Annotated in this window: 20 protein-coding genes; 17 read left to right on the top strand and 3 right to left on the bottom strand. The window is 27.9% G+C overall.

Annotated elements, in window-relative coordinates; all coding sequences use genetic code 11:
* The 11 genes from priA to BUA70_RS04475 all read left to right on the top strand — a co-directional run.
* On the top strand, positions 1–1794 hold a 1794-nt coding region (priA, locus tag BUA70_RS04425; RefSeq protein WP_072893806.1), incomplete at its 5' end, for a primosomal protein N'.
* A gap of 11 nt (positions 1795–1805) precedes the next feature.
* Complete coding sequence (gene def / locus BUA70_RS04430; RefSeq protein ID WP_072893809.1) at positions 1806–2258, top strand: peptide deformylase; 453 nt, start codon at positions 1806–1808, stop codon at positions 2256–2258.
* A 14-nt stretch (positions 2259–2272) separates the two neighbouring features.
* Positions 2273–3205 carry a methionyl-tRNA formyltransferase gene (fmt, locus tag BUA70_RS04435; protein ID WP_072893812.1) on the top strand — a complete coding sequence of 311 codons (933 nt, stop codon included), beginning with the start codon at positions 2273–2275 and terminating at the stop codon, positions 3203–3205.
* Positions 3206–3218: 13 nt separating this feature from the next.
* A complete protein-coding gene (locus BUA70_RS04440) occupies positions 3219–3905 on the top strand; it encodes a zinc metallopeptidase (protein WP_072893815.1) in 687 nt (228 codons plus the stop codon).
* Positions 3906–3918: 13 nt separating this feature from the next.
* Complete coding sequence (gene rsmB / locus BUA70_RS04445) at positions 3919–5238, top strand: 16S rRNA (cytosine(967)-C(5))-methyltransferase RsmB (RefSeq protein WP_072893818.1); 1320 nt, start codon at positions 3919–3921, stop codon at positions 5236–5238.
* A gap of 8 nt (positions 5239–5246) precedes the next feature.
* Positions 5247–6287: a dual-specificity RNA methyltransferase RlmN gene (gene rlmN, locus BUA70_RS04450; RefSeq protein ID WP_072893820.1), complete on the top strand. Its 1041-nt coding sequence runs from the start codon at positions 5247–5249 to the stop codon at positions 6285–6287.
* A gap of 10 nt (positions 6288–6297) precedes the next feature.
* On the top strand, positions 6298–7017 hold the full coding sequence (locus BUA70_RS04455) for a Stp1/IreP family PP2C-type Ser/Thr phosphatase (RefSeq protein WP_072893823.1): 720 nt from the start codon (positions 6298–6300) through the stop codon (positions 7015–7017).
* Positions 7018–9033 (top strand): Stk1 family PASTA domain-containing Ser/Thr kinase, encoded by a 2016-nt coding sequence (gene pknB, locus BUA70_RS04460; protein ID WP_072893826.1) that lies wholly within the window; start codon positions 7018–7020, stop codon positions 9031–9033.
* A gap of 159 nt (positions 9034–9192) precedes the next feature.
* Positions 9193–10062 (top strand): ribosome small subunit-dependent GTPase A, encoded by an 870-nt coding sequence (gene rsgA / locus BUA70_RS04465; protein WP_072893829.1) that lies wholly within the window; start codon positions 9193–9195, stop codon positions 10060–10062.
* Positions 10056–10709 carry a ribulose-phosphate 3-epimerase gene (rpe, locus tag BUA70_RS04470; protein WP_072893833.1) on the top strand — a complete coding sequence of 218 codons (654 nt, stop codon included), beginning with the start codon at positions 10056–10058 and terminating at the stop codon, positions 10707–10709. Before rsgA ends, rpe begins: the two co-directional genes overlap by 7 nt.
* Positions 10710–11339 (top strand): thiamine diphosphokinase, encoded by a 630-nt coding sequence (locus BUA70_RS04475; protein WP_072893836.1) that lies wholly within the window; start codon positions 10710–10712, stop codon positions 11337–11339. It abuts the gene before it with no gap.
* A gap of 521 nt (positions 11340–11860) precedes the next feature.
* Here BUA70_RS04475 and rpmB read toward each other — a convergent pair.
* Positions 11861–12052, bottom strand: coding sequence for a 50S ribosomal protein L28 (gene rpmB / locus BUA70_RS04480; protein WP_072893839.1), 192 nt, complete (start codon positions 12050–12052; stop codon positions 11861–11863).
* Between the two features lie 197 nt (positions 12053–12249).
* On the opposite strand from rpmB, the gene BUA70_RS04485 reads away from it, so the two are divergent.
* From BUA70_RS04485 to BUA70_RS04510, 6 genes are all read left to right on the top strand, one after another.
* Complete coding sequence (locus BUA70_RS04485) at positions 12250–12597, top strand: Asp23/Gls24 family envelope stress response protein (protein WP_072893842.1); 348 nt, start codon at positions 12250–12252, stop codon at positions 12595–12597.
* Positions 12598–12610: 13 nt separating this feature from the next.
* A complete protein-coding gene (locus BUA70_RS04490; RefSeq protein WP_072893845.1) occupies positions 12611–14251 on the top strand; it encodes a DAK2 domain-containing protein in 1641 nt (546 codons plus the stop codon).
* A gap of 98 nt (positions 14252–14349) precedes the next feature.
* Entirely contained in the window at positions 14350–16383 is a 2034-nt protein-coding gene (gene recG / locus BUA70_RS04495; RefSeq protein ID WP_072893849.1) for an ATP-dependent DNA helicase RecG, read from the top strand.
* A gap of 61 nt (positions 16384–16444) precedes the next feature.
* Positions 16445–17002 carry a 16S rRNA (guanine(966)-N(2))-methyltransferase RsmD gene (gene rsmD / locus BUA70_RS04500; RefSeq protein ID WP_072893852.1) on the top strand — a complete coding sequence of 186 codons (558 nt, stop codon included), beginning with the start codon at positions 16445–16447 and terminating at the stop codon, positions 17000–17002.
* A 6-nt stretch (positions 17003–17008) separates the two neighbouring features.
* Positions 17009–17491: a pantetheine-phosphate adenylyltransferase gene (gene coaD / locus BUA70_RS04505; RefSeq protein WP_072893854.1), complete on the top strand. Its 483-nt coding sequence runs from the start codon at positions 17009–17011 to the stop codon at positions 17489–17491.
* Positions 17492–17506: 15 nt separating this feature from the next.
* Positions 17507–18037: an ATPase gene (locus BUA70_RS04510; RefSeq protein WP_072893856.1), complete on the top strand. Its 531-nt coding sequence runs from the start codon at positions 17507–17509 to the stop codon at positions 18035–18037.
* Here the strand turns inward: BUA70_RS04510 and ylbJ are convergent.
* Entirely contained in the window at positions 18020–19180 is a 1161-nt protein-coding gene (ylbJ, locus tag BUA70_RS04515) for a sporulation integral membrane protein YlbJ (protein ID WP_072893858.1), read from the bottom strand. The two genes, BUA70_RS04510 and ylbJ, sit on opposite strands and share 18 nt — an antisense overlap.
* Before the next feature lie 61 nt (positions 19181–19241).
* Positions 19242–20462, bottom strand: a complete 1221-nt coding sequence (locus tag BUA70_RS04520; RefSeq protein WP_072893861.1) for a nucleotidyltransferase — start codon at positions 20460–20462, stop codon at positions 19242–19244.
* Positions 20463–20612: the final 150 nt, after the last annotated feature.

The raw sequence follows: 20612 nt of genomic DNA on the forward strand, positions 1-20612 counted from the left end.
GATAACTTTAAAGAAATTATAGAAATTATAAAGAATAATAATGGTATTTATACTAGAGCAGAGCTTAAAAATAAATTTAATATATCTACCTATTCCCTAAAAAAATTAATAGATAATGAATTTTTAGAAGTTAAAGAGGTAATAGTTGATAGAGCTAATTATAGAGAATATACTTATTATAGTAAAAAAATATTAAATGAAGAGCAAAAAGTAGCTGTAGATACCATTTTAAATTCTAAGGAAAAGATTTTTTTGCTTAAAGGTGTTACTGGAAGTGGTAAAACAGAAGTATATATGAATTTAGTAGAAGAGATGCTAAGGAAAGATAAAAGTACACTGATATTAGTACCAGAAATTTCTCTTACTCCTCAAATGATTGAAAGATTTAAAGGAAGATTTGGGAAAGATGTTTCCGTATTCCATAGTAAGCTATCTGATGGAGAAAGATTTGATGAGTGGTTTAGAGTGAAATCAGGAAGGGCAAAATTAGTTGTAGGTGTTAGATCTGCTATATTCCTACCATTTAACAATCTAGGACTTATAGTAGTAGATGAAGAACATGAAAGTACTTATAAATCTGAACAAAATCCTAAATATCAAACTAAGGAAATAGCAGAATTTAAAAGTAAACTTTATGGATGTAAAGTGGTGTTAGGATCTGCAACTCCTAGTATAGAAAGTTATTATAAAGCTAAAACTGGAAATATATCTTTAATAGAACTTAAAAATAGGGTAGATTGTGGAAAACTTCCTAAAATTCATATTGTAGATATGAGAGAAGAGCTTTCTTTAGGTAATAAATCTATTTTTAGTGAAAAGCTACAAAATTATATAGAGGAAAGATTAAAAAATAAAGAGCAAATAATCTTATTTTTAAATAGGAGAGGTTATTCTACTTTTGTTAGCTGTAGAAGCTGTGGTTATGTTTTTAAATGTGATCATTGTGATATTGCAATGACTTATCATAATAATGGTTTTTTAGTTTGTCACTATTGTGGAAAAACTTTAAAAGAACCAAAATTATGTCCAAAGTGTGGAAGTAAATATGTAAAATTCTTTGGAACAGGTACTGAAAAGGTGGAGGTTACACTTAGAAAATTATTTCCTAAAATAAAAATATTAAGAATGGATGTAGATACTACTAGAAAAAAAGATTCATATGAAAAGATTTATAATAGCTTTAAAAAAGGCGATGGAGATATTTTAGTTGGTACTCAAATGATAGCTAAAGGGTTAGATTTTAAAAATGTTACTTTAGTTGGAATAATTGCTGCAGATATTTCATTAAATTTTCCTGACTACAGGTCATCAGAAAAAACCTTCCAGATAGTAACTCAGGTTAGCGGTAGAGCTGGAAGAGGAGATAAAGAAGGAGAGGCTGTAGTTCAAACATATAGTCCTAATCATTATAGTTTAAAATATGCTATATCTAATGATTATGAAGGATTTTATGAGGAAGAGATAAAAATAAGAAGGTTAATGGGATATCCACCTTTTAAAAAGTTTTTAGCTATAAATTTAAGTAGTGAGAATGAAAAAAAATTAATAGATTTTTCTATGAAATTAGGAAATAAATTAAAACCTTATATTCTTAATTGGAATTTAGAAATGTTAGGACCCTGTCCTGCTATAATTCAAAGAATAAATGGAATGTATAGATGGCAAATATTAATTAAAGGTAACTTTGATTATATTATTGGTAATAATATAAAAGAAATTCTTTATGAAAATACAAAGGAAGTTTATAATGAAATAAGGGTAAGTATAGATATAAACCCTAATAGTTTGACTTAGGAGGTAGAAAAATGGCATTAAGAAATATTAGAAAATATGGTGATGAAATATTAAGAAAAAAATGTAGAGTGGTAGATGAAATAAATGAAAGAATACTAACACTTATAAAAGATATGGCAGAAACTATGTACAAAGCTGATGGAGTAGGAATTGCAGCACCGCAAGTAGGAATTTTAAAAAGAATATTTGTAATAGATGTTTATGATGGTGAAGGTACTAGAGTTTTTATAAATCCTGAAATCTTAGAAAAGGATGGAGAACAAATAGATGTAGAAGGATGTTTAAGCCTTCCAGGAGAGCAAGGAGAGGTAAAGAGACCAGAAAGAGTTAAAGTTAAGGCTTTAGATATGAATGGTAATGAATTTACTCTTTCAGCAGAAGGACTTTTAGCAAGAGCTATATGTCATGAAAATGATCATTTAGATGGAATTCTTTTTGTTGACCACGTAGAAAAACAAGACTAAAGGAGCGATTAAATATGAATATAGTTTTTATGGGTACTCCTGATTTTGCAGTACCATCTTTAAAAGGCTTAATAGAAAAGTTTGGAGTTAAAGCTGTATTTACTCAACCAGATAGGCCAAAGGGAAGAGGTAAAAAATTAGCTATGTCACCAGTTAAGGAAGTGGCTTTAGAAAATAACATCCCAGTTTACCAGCCAATAAGTATAAGAAAAGAACCAGAAGTTATTGAAAAACTAAGAGAAATGAAGCCAGATTTTATTATAGTTGTAGCTTTTGGACAAATATTACCAAAGGAAGTTTTAGAAATTCCTAAATATGCTTGTATAAATCTACATGCATCACTTCTTCCCAAATATAGGGGTGCAGCTCCTATAAACTGGGCTATTGTAAATGGAGAAAAGGTATCAGGAAATACAACTATGCTTATGGATGTAGGTCTAGATACTGGGGATATGCTTCTTAAAAATCAAATAGAAATTACAGATGAAATGACAGCAGGTGAACTTCATGATAAACTTATGGAGTCAGGAAGTTCTTTATTAGTTGAAACAATAGAAAAAATGGTGAAGGGTGAAATAACACCTATTAAACAAGAAGATGATAAATCTTGTTATGCATCAATGATTAATAAAGATCTTGCTAAGATAAATTGGAAAGATGATGCTCTTACAATTCATAATCTTATAAGAGGATTTAACCCTTGGCCAATAGCTCATACTTTATATGGAGATAAAGCTATGAAAGTATATGAAAGTGAAGTGGCTAATGGTAAAACAGATAAAGAGCCAGGAACTATATTAGAAGTTTCTAAAAAAGGAATAGAAGTTGCAACTGGAAGTGGAATTTTATTGATAAAAAAAGTTCAATTTCCAAATGGAAAACCTCTTACTATAGAGCAATACTTAAATGGTAATGACATGGATAAAACTATAATTTTAGGAAAATAGGAGATGAAAATTTATGTATTACTATGGTTTTGATTCTAGTATTTTATATTTAATTCCAGCATTAATAATATCTATTTGGGCCCAGAGTAAAGTATCTTCAACTTTTAATAAATATAGTAGAGTTAGAAGCATAAGTGGATATACTGGTGCTCAAGTGGCAAGAATGTTATTAGATGGAGCAGGACTTTATGATGTTCCTATTGAAATGATACCAGGAAGGTTAAGTGATCATTATGATCCTTTAAATAGAGTTTTAAGATTATCACAAGATGTTTATAGTAGCCAGTCAGTAGCATCAATTGGAGTTGCAGCCCATGAGGTTGGTCATGCAATACAACATAAGGAAAGCTATAAACCTCTTATCGTAAGAAATTCTATAGTGCCAATAGTAAATATTGGTTCAGGTTTTTCTTGGATATTATTCTTTGCAGGATTAATATTAGGAATTAAACCACTACTTACAATAGGAATAATATTATTTTCAGCAGTAGTTATATTTCAGTTAATAACATTACCTGTAGAATATAATGCTTCTTCAAGGGCCTTAACAATTTTAAATTCAAAGAAAATTTTAAACAATGAAGAAATAAATGGTGCAGAGAAAGTATTAGATGCAGCAGCAATGACTTATGTTGCAGCTACATTGACTTCTATAGCACAATTAATTAGACTTATAGCAATCAGTAATAGAGAAGATTAAGCGAGGTATTTAAATGAACAGTAGAAAAATAATAGTTGAAATACTTGATAAAGTATTTTTTGAAAAAACTTATTCAAATTTAGAATTAGGAAAAAGATTAAATGAAAGTTCTTTAAATGATAAAGATAAAGCTCTTGTAACAGAAATAGTATATGGAACTATAAAGTATAAGTTATACATAGATAGTATAATAAAAAACTTTGTAAATTCTATAGATGATATTGATCCTAAAGTTATAAATATTTTAAGAAGTGCAATTTATCAAATAAAGTTTTTAGATAGAGTTCCAGATTATGCTGTAGTTAATGAAGCAGTAAATCTTACAAAGGAAATAGATTCTTCTTTAACTAGCTTTATAAATGGAGTTTTAAGAAATTATTTAAGAAATAAAGATAATATAACAATAAAAACTTTAGGAACTAAAGAAAAACTTTCAATAGAATATTCTTTTCCTAAGTGGATTATACAAAAGTTTTTAAAACAATATGGCCTTGAAGAAACAGAAAGAATTTTAAGAGGATTAAATTCTATTCCTGATGTAACAATAAGAGTTAACAGTTTAAAGGGAGATTATGACGATGTATTCTCAGAACTTGAAGAAGCTGGATATGAAGTAGAAGAAGGAGTAGTATGTCCAGAGGCTATAAAAATTTCAAGAGGCAAAAACATAGAAAAAAATCCTTTATTTAATGAAGGTAAAATAACAGTTCAAGATGAAAGTGCTATGTTAGTGGCTCCACTTATGGACCTAGAAGAAGATATGAAAGTATTAGATATATGTAGTGCTCCAGGTGGAAAAACAACTCATATAAGTGAACTTATGAATAATAAAGGAGAGGTTTATGCTTTTGATATTTATGATCATAAACTAGACCTTATTAAAGAAAATGCAGGAAGACTAGGTCTTTCAAATATTAAAACAGAAATTATGGATGGAACTAAAATAAATAGTGATTTTATAAATTTTGCAGATAGAGTTTTAATAGATGTTCCTTGTTCAGGATTAGGAATAATAAGAAAAAAGCCAGAAATAAAATGGAATAAAACAAATAAAGATGTGGAAGAGCTTATAGTAATTCAAAAACAAATTATGGAGAATGCTTGGAACTACCTTAAAAAAGGTGGAGTAATGTTATATTCAACTTGTACTTTAAATAAAGAAGAAAATGAAGATAACATAGAGTGGTTTTTAAAGAAAAATAAAGATGCTGTTATTGAAGATATATATGTAGGAAAACTAGATAATATAATATATAACAATGATAAAACTATAACTGTATTACCTAATAAAAATATGGATGGATTCTTTATTGCAAAACTTAAAAAAATATAGGTGGTAATATGAAAAACAATATATTAGATTATAAATTAGAAGAACTTCAAGATTGGATGAAAACCAACAAAGAACCTGCTTTCCGTGGAAAGCAGGTTATAGGTTGGCTTTATAAAGGTATAGATAGTTTTGATGATATGAAAAATATCCCTAAAGCTTTAACTGAGAAATTAAAGGATAAATTTTCTTTATCTTTACCTAAAATAGTTAAAGTTTACGAATCTAAAATAGATAACACAAAAAAATTACTTTTGGCTTTAGAAGACGGTAATTTAATTGAATCTGTACTTATGAAATATAAGCATGGTAATTCTATATGTGTGTCTACACAGGTAGGTTGCAGAATGGGATGTAAGTTTTGTGCATCTACTGTAGATGGAATGAAAAGAAATTTAACAGCAGGAGAAATTATTTCACAAATTTTAGTTGGGGAAAAAATACTAAATGAAAGAATTTCTAATGTGGTCCTTATGGGAAGTGGAGAACCTTTTGATAATTATGATAATGTAAATAAATTTATAGATCTTGTTACTGCAGATTATGGACTTAATATAGGTCAAAGACATATAACCATTTCCACTTGTGGTATAGTTCCTAAAATTTATGAATTTGCTGATAAAAATACTCAAGTAACTTTAGCAATATCATTACATGCTTTCAGCGATGAAAAAAGAAAGCAAATAATGCCTATTGCTAATAAATATAGTATAAAAGAAATATTAGATGCTTGTAATTACTATATAGAGAAAACTAAAAGAAGAGTTACATTTGAGTATTCTTTAGTTAAAGATGTGAATGATTCTAAAGAAGATAGTAAGTCTTTGGCAAAACTTTTAAAAGGTATGCTTTGTCATGTTAATTTAATTCCAGTTAATGAAATTAAAGAAAATTCCTTTAGAAAATCCTCCGATAAAACAATAGAAGACTTTAAAGAAATTTTAAAAAGTTACGGTATTGAAGTTACAGTAAGAAGAGAAATGGGATCAGATATAAATGCAGCTTGCGGACAGTTAAGAAGAAGTTACTTGAATTCACAACAAAATCAATAGGGGGGAAACTATGGTTGGTAAAATAACAGATTTGGGAAATAAAAGAGAGTTAAATGAAGATTATTTAGACTATTTTAAATGCAAAGATTTTGAAGTTTATGTCATAGCTGATGGAATGGGAGGTCATAATGCCGGTGAAGTAGCTAGTAAAATGGCTGTAGAAGGTATTTTGAATTTTATAAAATCTAATTATGGTATAATAAATAACGAAGAAATTTTAAAAAAATCTGTTGAATTTGTAAATGATAAAATTTATAAACACTCGCTTTCCTCAAAGTCTTTAGAAGGTATGGGAACAACTTTAACTGCATGTTTTAGAACTAAAAAAGAATTACAAATAGCTAATGTTGGAGATAGTAGTTGTCTAGCTATTAAAGATGATAAAATCGAAAAAATCACTAAAGATCACTCTTTGGTTCAAGAACTTCTTGATTCAGGTTCAATAACAGAGGAAGAAGCAAAAATTCATCCTATAAAAAATATAATTACAAGAGCAATTGGTACTAATTCAACTGTAAATATAGATATTTATAATTACTGTCCTAAAGAATATGATACCTTTATATTATGTACAGATGGCTTAACTAACGACGTTTCTATTACAGAAATCTTAGAAGCTGTAAAGTCTACTTCAGATTATAATAAAGTTTGTAGATCTCTTGTAGATTTAGCTAAATTAAGAGGAGGTAAGGATAATATCTCAGTTTTGATTTTTGGAGGAGAGATGTAGATGAATGAGATGATTGGGAAGATAATAGGAGATAGATACGAGATATTAGAAAAAATAGGTGAAGGTGGAATGTCTTATGTATATAAGGCAAAGTGCAATAAGTTAAATAGGTATGTGGCAATAAAGGTATTAAAAGACTCTTTTAAAGACAATGATGAAATAGTTGATAGATTTAAAAGAGAGGCTACAGCTATTGCTAATTTATCTAATGCAAATATTGTTAATGTCCTTGATGTAGGTACTCAAAATGAAGATATTCATTATATAGTTATGGAATACGTAAAGGGTAAGACTTTAAAAACTATAATAAATGAACAAGGAAAGCTTCCTTATGATGTAGCAGTTAATATAGCTATAAAGGTAGCAAATGCATTAGAATGTGCCCACAAAAATAATATAATTCATAGAGATATAAAACCTCATAATATTTTAGTAACTGATGAAGGTGTAGTTAAAGTTACTGATTTTGGTATAGCAAAATCTACCAATTCTACTACAATACAATATACTAATAGCGTTATGGGATCTGCTCATTATTTTTCACCAGAGCAGGCAAAAGGAAGTTATATAGATTGTAGAACGGATTTATATTCTTTAGGAGTAGTTTTATATGAAATGGTTACAGGAAAGGTTCCTTTTGATGGGGATACTCCAGTTACAATTGCTTTAAAACATATACAAGAAAATCCTATTCCGCCAAAGGATATTAATTCAAAAATACCAGAAAGTTTAAATCAGTTAATACTTAAGGCTATGAATAAAGAGCCTATAAAAAGATATCAAAATGCAAAGGAATTAATTAATGATCTTCAAAAAATAAAAGATGATCCAGATACTGTTATAGGAAGTAATAAATTAAAGGATGATGAAGATCATACAAGGATCATGGCTCCTGTAAATGTGCCTCCTGATGAAGATGATGAGGAGGAAGACTATGATGACGACGATGATGAAGATTATGAGGATGATGAAGATGAAAATAAAAAATCTAGTTCTTCAAAAAAGAATAAGATATTAAATAAAGTTATATTTGCTTTAATTGCTATATTAGTTTTAGCTTTAGGTGGGGGAGCCGCTTATATGTTTACTAAAGGTTCCTCAGAAAAGGTAAAGGAAATATCAGTTCCTGATGTAGTAGGTAAAAGCAAAGATGAAGCGAAGAAAATTATAGAGTCTGCAGGATTAATATTTGTTGAGGCTGGACAAAAGGAAAGTGACAAAGAAGAAGGAACTGTTCTTGAGATGTTTCCAGAAGCAGGCAGTAAAGTTAAAGAAAAAGCTGAAATAAGAGTTATTGTAAGTGGTGGTGGTGAAAAGCTTAAAGTACCAAACTTACAAGGAATGACAGTAAAAGATGCTAAGAATATGTTAGCTACCTACGGATTACAATTAGGAAATGTTAGTGAAGAATTTAGCAGTAAAACTAAAGGCACAATAATAAAGCAAAGTCCTGAATCTGATTCAGAAGTTAAAAAATCAGATAAGATAGATGTTGTAGTAAGTAAAGGACAAGAAATTAAAACTTCTAATGTACCAGATTTATCTGGAAAAACTTTAAATGATGCTAAAACACTTTTAGATAGTTTGAAATTCCAAATGAAACAGGTAGAAACTGTAACTAGTGAAGGTGATAAAAAAGATTTAAATGGAAAAATCTATAAGCAAGATCCAGGTGCTGGTTATGATTTAAAACAAGGAAGTACAATAACTGTTTATTATTATACCTATAAAGAACCAGAAAAGAAAAAATATAATGCTAACGAATTAGTTGGCAAATCTTATGGAGAAGCTCAAAACTGGGGAAAAGATAAAAAGATAAGTGTAAATGTTCAAAATGCTGGAGATTTTGCACAAAATCAAGGAGAAATGAGTAGTGCTAAAGTAACAAATGTTAGTCCTCAAGAAGTTGAAGAAGGCGGTTCTGTAGTTGTTACATTAGAAAAGCCAAAGGCACAACCTCCAAAAGATGAAGGAACTCATCCAGACCCTCGTTCTAGTAACGATAAAAAAAGTTAATTAATAAAATTAAAAGCAGCTAATTTTAGAAAATTAGCTGCTTTTTTAGTAAAGTATAGATATAAAGAAATAAAGTTCTTTAATAAATAAATATAATGTTGCATTATTATATTTATTTTGTTTATTATAAGTATATAAGAATTTTTAATTGGAGGAATTATGACAGGAAGAATTATAAAGGGAATAGGAGGCTTTTACTATATAAAGGTAGAAGATAGAATAATTGAATGTAAAGCTAGAGGGAAATTTAGACATAACTCAATGAAACCTATGGTAGGAGATTATGTAGAGATTTCTTTAGATAAAGATAAAGGAGTTATAGAAAAGATATTAGATAGAAACAGTGAACTTATAAGACCAACTGTTTCCAACGTAACTCAAGCTTATGTAGTATTTGCTATAAAAAATCCTGATATAAACTATGATTTATTAAATAGATTTTTAGTGTTATGTGAAAATAGTAATATACATGCTATAGTGTGTTTAAATAAAATAGATTTATGTACAGAGGAAGAAAAATTAGAAGTTAAAAGGAAAATAAATGATATAGGATATGAAGTATTATTTATAAATGCTAAAACTGGTGAAGGAATTGAAACCCTTTTTAATAGGTTAGAAAATCAAACTACAGTGCTTTGTGGTCCTTCAGGGGTTGGAAAATCTACTCTTATAAATATGTTAACTGGAAAAGACCATATGGAAACTGGTAAAGTTAGTGATAAAATAGGAAGAGGTAAACATACTACAAGACATAGTGAACTCATAGAAATAAAAAATGGATATTTAGTAGATACTCCAGGTTTTTCAACTATTGATATTAATTTTATAGATAAGGATCAACTAAAGTATTGTTTTCCAGAATTTAATGATTATAATGGAAAATGTAAGTTTAATGGATGTAATCACTATAAAGAGCCTGGCTGTGCAGTTAAAGAAGCAGTAGAACAAGGAAAAATAAATTCTAATAGATATGATTTTTATATAAAAACTTTAGAAGAAATAATAAATAGGAGGAAAAATAAATGGTAAAAATTGCACCATCAATATTATCAGCAGATTTTGCAAAATTAGGAGAACAAATAGAAAGAGTAGATAAGGGAGGGGCAGAATTTATTCACATAGATGTAATGGATGGAGCCTTTGTTCCTAATATATCCTTTGGATTTCCTATTATAAAAGCAATTAGAAAATATACAGACAAGGTTTTTGATGTTCATTTAATGATAGAAGAACCTTCAAGATACATAGATGAATTTATAGAATGTGGAGCAGATCTTATAACAATTCATTATGAGGCAGATAGACATATAGATAGAACTATAAATTATATAAAAAGTAAAGGAGTTAAAGTAGGAGTTGCTTTAAATCCAGGAACACCAGTTGAAGTTTTAGAAAATATATTGGAAAGTTTAGATATGGTTCTTATAATGTCTGTTAATCCAGGCTTTGGAGGACAAAAGTTTATTCCTTATTCTTTAGATAAAATTAAAAGAATAAAGGATATGTGTGAAAAAATAGGTAGAGAAGATATGCTTATACAAGTAGATGGAGGAATTGGACAAGGTAATATAAAAGAAGTAGTAAAAGCGGGAGCAAATGTTATAGTAGCAGGTTCAGCTGTATTTAAAAATAATGAAATAGAGAAAAATATAGAGGCTTTGAAAAGAGGGGTTTAAATGAGAGCTTTAATAGTATCAGGTGGATATAAACCAAGTAATAAGATGTTTTTAGATGAAGTTAAAAAAGCTCAATATTTAATAGCTGCAGATAGGGGAGCAGAAGTATTTATAAAAAATAATATAAAGCCTGATTTAGTAGTAGGAGATTTTGATTCTATAGGGGAAGAATTTAAGGAAAGTTTAAAAGATTTTAATTTAGTTAAGTTTAATCCTGAGAAAGATTTTACAGATTCTGAAATAGCTTTTAATAAAGCTTTAGAAAAAGGGGTAAAGGAAATTGTTTTGTTAGGAGTTACAGGTAGTAGGTTAGATCATGCCTTTGGAAATATAGGACTTTTAAAGAAGGCCTTAGATAAAAATATAAAAGCTTATATAAAGGATAATAATAATATTATATTTCTAACTAATAAGCCTATAAACTTAAAGGGAACTTATGGACAAACAATATCATTTCATGCTTACTGTGATATTGTTAAAAAATTTAATATAAGAAAAGCTAAATATAGTCTTTATGATTATGATTTACATTTAGGGGAATCTAGAGCTATATCTAATGAGTTTTTAAATGAAGATATAGAAATAACCTTTGAAGAAGGTATTATAATGGTAGTTTACTCAAGAGATTAATTTATAAGTCACTAATAAGCTGTTTTTGCATAATATGTATTAAAGCAACTTATTGGTGATTTTTATGTTTCAGTAAAAAAAGTAAATTTTTAAAACTAATATTAAGTTTAGGGGCATTTCTAATTATTTTAAATGTTTTTTGTAGTAAATTTTATTTAGTAGCATTAGGAGTAATAATTGCATTAATTGGTTATTCAATAAGTGAGAGTTAAAAAGTTTGGGGGAAGAAGAAATATGAAAATTTTTGCTATTAAAGTTCCAAAGGCTATTTCGTGTATTGTAAAACTTTTTGTAAGAAAGAAAAAGTAGATATACATAAAATAGCAAAAAATATTAAAAGTAATGGTATTGCTAGATTATATATCTTCTAAAATTTTAAAAGCTACAGAATATAATTTCTGTAGCTTTCTTTATATTTATTTTAATGAATTTTATGTTTTAATAAAAGTTAAAGTATTTTATTGTTTTTTTTAAAAGAAAAAATGCAATTGTAAATTACACAACTGCATTTAGTAAAACTATTATATAGCTCTTTGAACTTTACCTGAACGTAAGCATCTAGTACATACGTGAACAGTTTTTGGAGTTCCGTTAACTATAGCTTTAACTTTCTTTATGTTTGGAGCCCACTTTCTCTTAGATTGTCTATGTGAGTGGCTGTATTGTACTCCTGATACAACGCCTTTGTTGCATACATCGCATCTTCTTGCCATCTGAAAACACCTCCTTGCTGTGAAGATCTACTCTTCAATAGGACAAATAATATTTTATCATAGAATATATAGATTATGCAAGTAAAATATAAAATTTTCTTATTATGAAATTAATAAATATCATAAAGGTATTTGCTTGAATATTATTATTAATTAATATAGAATATAGTATATGGATAAATCAAGGAGGAATAGCCATGATGGGATTTTCAAATGCAAATGGTAATATAAATTATTCTGATGAAGTGTTAGCTAAGATAGTTGGATTAGCTACAATGGAATGTTATGGAGTTGTCGGAATGGTTTCAAAAAACGCAACTGAAGGTTTTTGGGAATTAATGAGAGTAGAGAACTTAAGTAAAGGCGTTAAAATAAATTTTAATGAAAATAAATTAAATATAGAGTTATTTGTAATGGTTGAATATGGTGCTAAAATATCAGTTATAGCTAATAATATTATTCAAAAAGTTAAGTATAATGTGGAAAGCTATACAGGATTATCTGTGTCAGCAATTACTGTAAATGTTCAAGCAGTTAGAGTCTAGGAGGGAGTTTCCGATGGAATATACTAAAATAAATGGAAAGCATTTTTATAACATGGTTGTAAATGCTAGTAATAGATTAGAAGAAGAAAGCGATTTTGTTAATTCTTTAAATGTTTTCCCTGTGCCAGATGGAGACACAGGAACTAATATGTCAATGACTTTTAAAGCAGCAGTAAGAGAAATTGAAGGCATGCAAAATAGTACAGTAGCAGAAATTTCCAAAAAACTTGCTAAAGGTGCTTTAATGGGAGCTAGAGGAAACTCTGGAGTTATTTTATCTCAAATTCTTAGAGGAATATCTAAAGGACTAGAAGATAAAGAAGAGGTTACAAGTAAAGAATTTGCTCATGGGTTAGAAGAAGGGTGTAAGGCTGCTTATAAAGCAGTAATGAGACCTACTGAAGGGACAATTCTTACAATTATAAGAGCTGCAGCTGAAACTGCTGTAAAATCTAATAAAGAAAATATCGTAGAACTTATGGAAGAAGTTTGTGTTGAAAGTAAGATAATGTTAGATAAAACTCCAGAAATGTTACCAGCACTTAAAAAGGCAAGGGTAGTAGATTCTGGTGGAATGGGATTATTAATCATATTAAAGGGAATGGAGCAAGCTTTAGAAGAAGGAGTGGATTTTACAATCCAAGACTTTAAATCTAAAGGAGAAAGCAAAGTTTCTAAAGGTAATGTTGAAGAATGTGATATTAAATTCGGATATTGTACAGAATTTATAATTTTAGGTGATGCATCTTATGCAAATCAATTTAAAAACAGTATAGAATCTTTAGGAGACTCTATGATAGTTGTAGGATATGATGATGTAATAAAGGTTCATATTCATACAAATGATCCAGGAGAAGTTTTAAGTAGAGCAGTTAAAATAGGAGAGTTATCAAAAATAAAAATTGATAATATGAGAGAAGAACATAGAAGCCTTATAATGGATGGGGCCTATAATAATGAAGAAGAAACTGTAGATACAGTAGAAGATAATGAACCTAAAAAATATGCTTTTATAGCTGTTGCTATGGGAGAAGGAATTAAAAATATATTTAAAGATTTAGGTGTTGACTATGTTATAGAAGGTGGTCAAACAATGAATCCAAGTACAGAAGATATAATGAAATGCATAGAGAGTTTAAATGCAGAGCATATATTTGTACTTCCAAACAATAAAAATATAGTAATGGCAGCTAATCAAGCAGCAGAAATTTCAGATAAGGATGTAAGAGTTATACCAACTAAAACAATACCTCAAGGTATTACTTGCATAACTATGTTCAATCCAGAAAATGAAGTTTCTGAAAATGAAAAAGAGTTAAAAGAAGCTATTGATATGGTTAAAACTGGTAGTGTAACTTATGCAGTCCGTGACACAGAAGTTGATGGAAAAGAAATAAAAGAAGGTAATATTCTAGGATTATTAGAAGGAAAGATTAAAGAGGTAGGAGAAGATAAATTTAATGTTGCTGAAACTTTAATCGAAAAAATGGTAGATGAAGATAGTGAACTTATAACTATACTTTATGGAAAAGATTGTAATGATGAAGAAGTTGAAGAATTTAAGGAAAAAATAGAAGAAAAATATAGTGACTTAGATATTCAATGTTATAAAGGGGAACAACCACTTTATTATTTTATAATGTCTGTAGAATAAAAAATTTTATGAAAAATTAAAAGCGACTTAGTCGCTTTTTTTATTATTAATAGATATAATATTCTTATAATTTTACAAAGGAAAAGGTAGGTGATTATTTGAACATTAATAGTGAAGTTAGTATTTTAAAGGGAGTTGGCCCTAAACTTTTAGATAAATTAAATAAAGCAGGAATATTTACTGTATTAGATTTATTATTATATTTTCCAAAGGATTATGAGTATATAAATGGGGATAGTTCTCTAGTAGAAATAGATGAAAAAGAAAAAAGAATACTAAATTGCAAACTTTTATCCTTTGAGGGAACTATTAAAACAAAGACAAGAAAAACCTTAACTACTATAAAATTTATCTGCGGGGAAAAAATAGTTTTAGGGAAATGGTTTAATCAACCTTATATTATAAAAAATTTTAGAATTGGGGAAAGTTATAATCTTTTAGGGAAGTTTAAAATGGAGAAAAATCATATAGAAGTTATTAATCCTATATGTGCATGTAAAGAAGCATTAGATAGTGATATTATTCCTAAATATGCTCTTAAAAATGAACTAACTAATAAAATATTATCAAAGCTTATAAATAATATTTTAGATACTGTAAATATAGAAGAGAATTTACCTAAAGACTTAATTGGAAAATATAATCTTATGGATTTAGATAGAGCAATTAGAAATATACATTTTCCAAAAGATAAAGAATCACTTCTTTATTCTATAAAAAGGCTTAAATTTCAAGAACTTTTTATCTATTCAATGAAGCTTATGGCATTAAAAAAAGAATTTAAAAATAAATCTAATGGAATTCCTTTTAAAATATCAGAGGAACTTATAGATTTAAAAAATAAAATTCCCTTTGCTTTAACAGAGGCTCAAAATAAAGTAATAAGAGAAATTTTAATAGATGAAAAAAAGCCATTTAATATGAATAGGTTAGTTCAAGGAGATGTAGGAAGTGGTAAAACTATAGTAGCTTTAATTGCTTTATTTAATGTTTATAAAAATGGATATCAAGTAGCTATGATGGCTCCTACAGAAATTTTAGCGAATCAACATTATTTAGAATGCAAAAAATTATTTAAGGAATTTGATGTAGATATAGAGTTTTTAGTAGGAAGTACAAAGGCTTCTGAGAAAAAAAGAATAAAAGAAAAAATAAGTACTGGAGTTCCAGTAGTTATAATAGGAACTCACGCAATTATTCAAGAAGATGTTGAATTTAAAAAATTAGGACTTGTAATTACCGATGAACAGCATAGATTTGGAGTTGAGCAAAGAAGTAAGCTTATAAATAAAAATAAATTTGCAGATGTTTTAGTTATGACTGCAACACCTATACCAAGAACATTAGCTTTATACATTTATGGAGATTTAGATGTATCTGTAATAGATAAACTGCCCCCAGGAAGAAAAGCTATAGAAACTAAATTCTTTGAAGAAAAAAATAAACATAGAGCTTATAGCTTTGCATTAAATGAGATAAATAAAGGCCGACAGGTTTATATAGTATGTCCTCTTATTGAAGAAGGAGAAAAATTACAATTAAATTCTGTAGAAAAGCTTTATGAAAATCTTAAAGAAAATCAGTTTAAAAATATTGAAGTAGCTATTCTTCATGGAAAAATGAAAGCTAAAGAAAAGGAAGAAATTATAAGGGATTTTAAAGAGGGAAAAATAAAAGCTATAATATCTACTACAGTAATAGAGGTAGGAGTTAATGTACCTAATGCTAGCGTTATGATAATTGAGAATGCAGAAAGATTTGGATTATCTCAGCTCCATCAATTGAGAGGAAGAGTTGGAAGAGGTGAATATCAATCTTATTGTATTTTAATTGGAAATGCTAAAAATAAAGTTACAAAAAGAAGAATGGAAATTATGACTGAAAGTAATGATGGATTTTTTATAGCAGAGCAGGACTTAAAATTAAGAGGAACAGGAGATATGTTTGGATTAAGGCAACATGGAGAAGATGGTCTTATTTTAGCTGATTTATATGAAGATATAGAAATTCTTAAGATATGTAGTAGAGAAGCTAATGAAATTGTATATAGTGATTTAAAAGAAAATAAAAAGTTTTTAGAAGAAGTAATAAAGACATTAGAAAGAAGTAGTAAATTCATATGTTTTAATTAGTAATTGTACCATAATAAGTATTATGGTAAAATGTTATGAGTAGAAAAAGGAGGAATAATAGATGAGAATAATCGCAGGAAAAGCAAGGGGAAGAAAGCTTCTTTCACCAGATACTTATGAAACAAGACCTACTTTAGATAGAGTAAAAGAATCAATGTTTAGTATAATTCAAGGATATATTCCAGATGCAACTGTAATAGATGTATTTGCAGGTACTGGAAGCCTAGGACTAGAGGCTGCAAGTAGAGGTGCAAAGGAAGTATTTTTAGTAGATAAAAGTCCAGTTACTTTCCCAAACTTAAAGAAGAATATAGAAAATCTAAAATTTCAAGATTTTTGTCATGCTTTACATACAGATGCATATTCAGCATTAAAAAGTTTGGCTGATAAAGGAAAGAAATTTGATGTAATATTTATAGATCCTCCATATTTAAAAGATATGATTCCGGAAGCAGTAAAAATAATTGAAGATAGAAATATACTTCAAGAGGATGGTATTATAGTTACTAAGATAGATACAAGTGAAGAAATTTTTCAAGGTACTGAAAAAATTAAACTATATGATACAAGAAAGTATGGAAATACTACAGTATGCTTTTACAGAATTGAGGAGGACTAAAATAAAATGAAAATTGCTGTTTACCCTGGAAGTTTTGATCCTATTACAAATGGGCATTTAGACATTATAAAAAGAGGTGCGAAAGCTTTCGATAAGGTTATAGTTGCAGTTATGGTAAATATAGATAAAAAAGGATTGTTTCACTATGAAGAAAGGGTAGATCTTATAAAAAAGTTAATAAAGGGTTTGGAAAATGTTACCGTAGAAAGTCATAGTGGATTATTAATAGATTTAATGAGAGATAAAAATGCTACTATAATTTTAAAAGGTTTAAGATCTGTTGCAGATTTTGAATATGAGATGCAGATGGCACTAATTAATAAAAAATTAGATCCTAAAATAGATACAGTATTTATGATGACTAATACAGAATATTCATATATAAGCTCATCAGCTGTAAAGCAAATTGCAAAATTTGGTGGTAGTATAGAAGGATTGGTGCCAGAGGAGATAATTCCAGATGTAATTAGCAAAATTAAAAGCCAGTAATGGGGGGTATTAGAAATGGAAGTTAATGTAATAGAATTATTAGAATATCTCCAAGATATTATAGAAGGAGCATCAAAGGTACCTATAACAGGTAAAGTTGTTGTTGATAAGAAAGAAATTCTTGAGGTTATCGACCAAGTTATTAACTATTTACCGGAAGAACTTAAAAAAGCTCAGTGGATTATGAATGAAAAAGATAGAATTCTAGGAGAAGCTCAAAAGGAATATGAAGTTTATAAAGAACAAACAAAGGATCTTGTAAAAAAACAAGTTGATAACCATGATATAGTTAAAGAAGCTGAAATAAAAGCCCAAGAAATCATAACATTAGCTCAAAGAGATGCTAAACTTATGAGACTTGGGGCAAGAGATTATGCAGATGAAGTAGTAAGTCAATTGGAAAAACAAGTAGAGCTAAAGACAGCAGAATTATTAGATCAAGTAAAAACAAATGTTGAAAATTTTGCAGAAAATCTAACAAAAGATTTAAATACTACATCAACTTCAATAAGAGAAAATATTCAGGAGTTAAGAAAGATGAAATAGTTTATCTAATAATAAAAATATAGAAGATAATACTAGTATTATTAATGTAGGAATAAAATAAGAAAAACTAGTTAATGTTACTCCAGTATTAAAGGTTTCTATAGAGTTTAAAGTAAATAGGCATATTATATAACAAATAATAACGGAAATTACTCCTTGTAGTATTTTAAATAGTAAATATTTTATCATTGATATATTATGCTTGTACACGAATGAATTAACTTGAGCTAAAACCGAAAAGCTACCAAAAGAACAGATAAAACTTAAAATACATAATTTTAATGTTAAATCTAACTGAGAAGTGGCTATTAAGTTTGCTCCGTTGGTAAGATCAATACTACCTAGTAATATGCCTTTTATGGATTCAAAGTTTTCTATATTATAGTTAAATAACATTTTAGATAAATTGTTATCTTTAATTATAGTTATTAATAACGAGAAAAATATAACATATCCACCAACAGTTAATGTACCAGTTAAAGCATCAGTTATAGATAGCTTTAATATCTCCCCAATATTTTTTTCTTTTTTGTCTATCATAGGAGGAAGTTCTGAAGATAAAGGACTTCTCTTTTTTATTGTTAAAATTCCTATAATAATTGCAGAAATATAATTAGCAGCAAGGATTATGTAGCCAAAAGTGGCATTACCAAGCATTGAACTTCCTATGGCACCTATTATAAATAAGGGGCCGGCATTAGAGGCTATATTTAATAATCTTGAATATTCCTCATGTCCTATATATTTATTTTCATATAAATCTGTAGAATACTTAGCCCCTAAAGGATAACCGCAAATAAAACTTGCAACTATAGCAAAACTAGAAGCTTTAGAAAGTCTTAAAGGCTTACAGATTATAGGTCCTATTATTTTAGAGTATATATTTATTCCATTAAAGTGCATAAGCATATTACATATAACCATAAATGGAAATAGAGATGGAAGTATAGAATTTACAAAAAGATCAGCGCCTTTTATTGAAGCCTTTATACATTGGTCTGGTGATAATATAAAATATAAAATTATTATAGTTAAAATAATAGTTGCAAAGGTGTTTATATTTATTCCTCTTTCTTTCATTTGTTTTCCAAGAATAATAACTAAAAATATAATTAAAAAGCACAAAATATAGATACCATACATTTTATCAATCCCCCTAAACTGTATATTGTATTTATATATGTGCTTTTTAAATATTATGACTTTACTTAAAAATTATAGGACTTTTAAAGTAATCATCATTAAAATTTATATTGCTAGAAATTAAACTGTAGGCATTAGTTGATTGTATATCTAGCTTTAACATAGAATCTTCTACCTTAGATGGAACCTTTGTAATAAGATTTATATTACCTTTGTTTTTAATTGCCTTTAAAATTTTACTGCCTTTTTTATTTAATCCTAAAACCCTTCCATAGGAAGGAGAAGTATCTCTAAGGTTTAAAATATTAAAATCATAAGTTCCTATAAAAATACTACAAAGGATTCTGTTTATTCTAGTATAGGTATATCTTTTAGATTTTATTTTTAAAATAAGTTCATCTAAAGAAGAGGAACTCCATAAACTTTTTAAAATTCTATTATCTAATCCTTCGGAAACTTCAGGAATGAATTTTAAGGCATCTGAATTAACTAATAAATTATATCTTATAAAAGGAAACATAGAGTTAGGATCGGTAAAATAATTTCCTTCGTTTAAAAAGTTTTTTAAAATATTATAACTTTCATATGGTATAAAATCATGAATAGAAGATATATCGTTATTTTTTAAACAAGCCTCTCTAATAGCTGTTGCACTAGCAGTTTTACTTTGTAAAAGTTTTTCGTTATAGTCAGAACCTTCTCTTTTTATTGTTAAAGGTTTTATTGAAGAATTTAGTTTTAGAAGGTTTTTTATATACTCCATGCCTAAAATATTATTTGAAGAATTCAAAATAATATCTATATCTTCAATTAATTGATTTTTTTCTTTAAAATAATCACTTAAAGCTAAACTTCTAGCTTTATGGAAGGGAAGACCTTCCTTACAATAATTTTTTAAGGATTCTTTAAAAAAGGAAGGTTCCTCTAAAAGAACATTACTTATAAGTTTTAAGTTTTTAATATCTCCAAGTTCACTTCCAAAACATAAAGAATCAACTACCCCTAGAGAGTTTAAAATTGACACAGCTCCTTTGGCAAAAAACTCTGCTGAAGAAGTTGCAAATATTGAAGGAAGTTCTAAAACTAAATCAACGCCGTTAGATAAAGCCATAGAAGTTCGGGTCCATTTATCAACAAGAGATGGGATACCTCTTTGCATAAAATTTCCACTCATTATACATATAACAGCATCAGCTTCTGATAGATTTAAGCTTTTTTTTAGATGAAGTTTATGACCATTGTGAAAAGGATTATATTCAGTTATTATGCCAACTACTTTCATTTTTAACCTCCTTAAACTTACTATAAGGATATCATACAAGAATTTAATAAAAAGATAAATAAAAAACTTTTTTCTTAATTGTATGAAAAAATAGAAAATAAGAACAAAAAGGATTTTAACTTTTTCTTGTTGAAATTTATGTTGTTTTAG

The sequence above is a fragment of the Clostridium fallax genome (genome assembly GCF_900129365.1).
GTDB lineage: Bacteria > Bacillota > Clostridia > Clostridiales > Clostridiaceae > Clostridium_AH > Clostridium_AH fallax.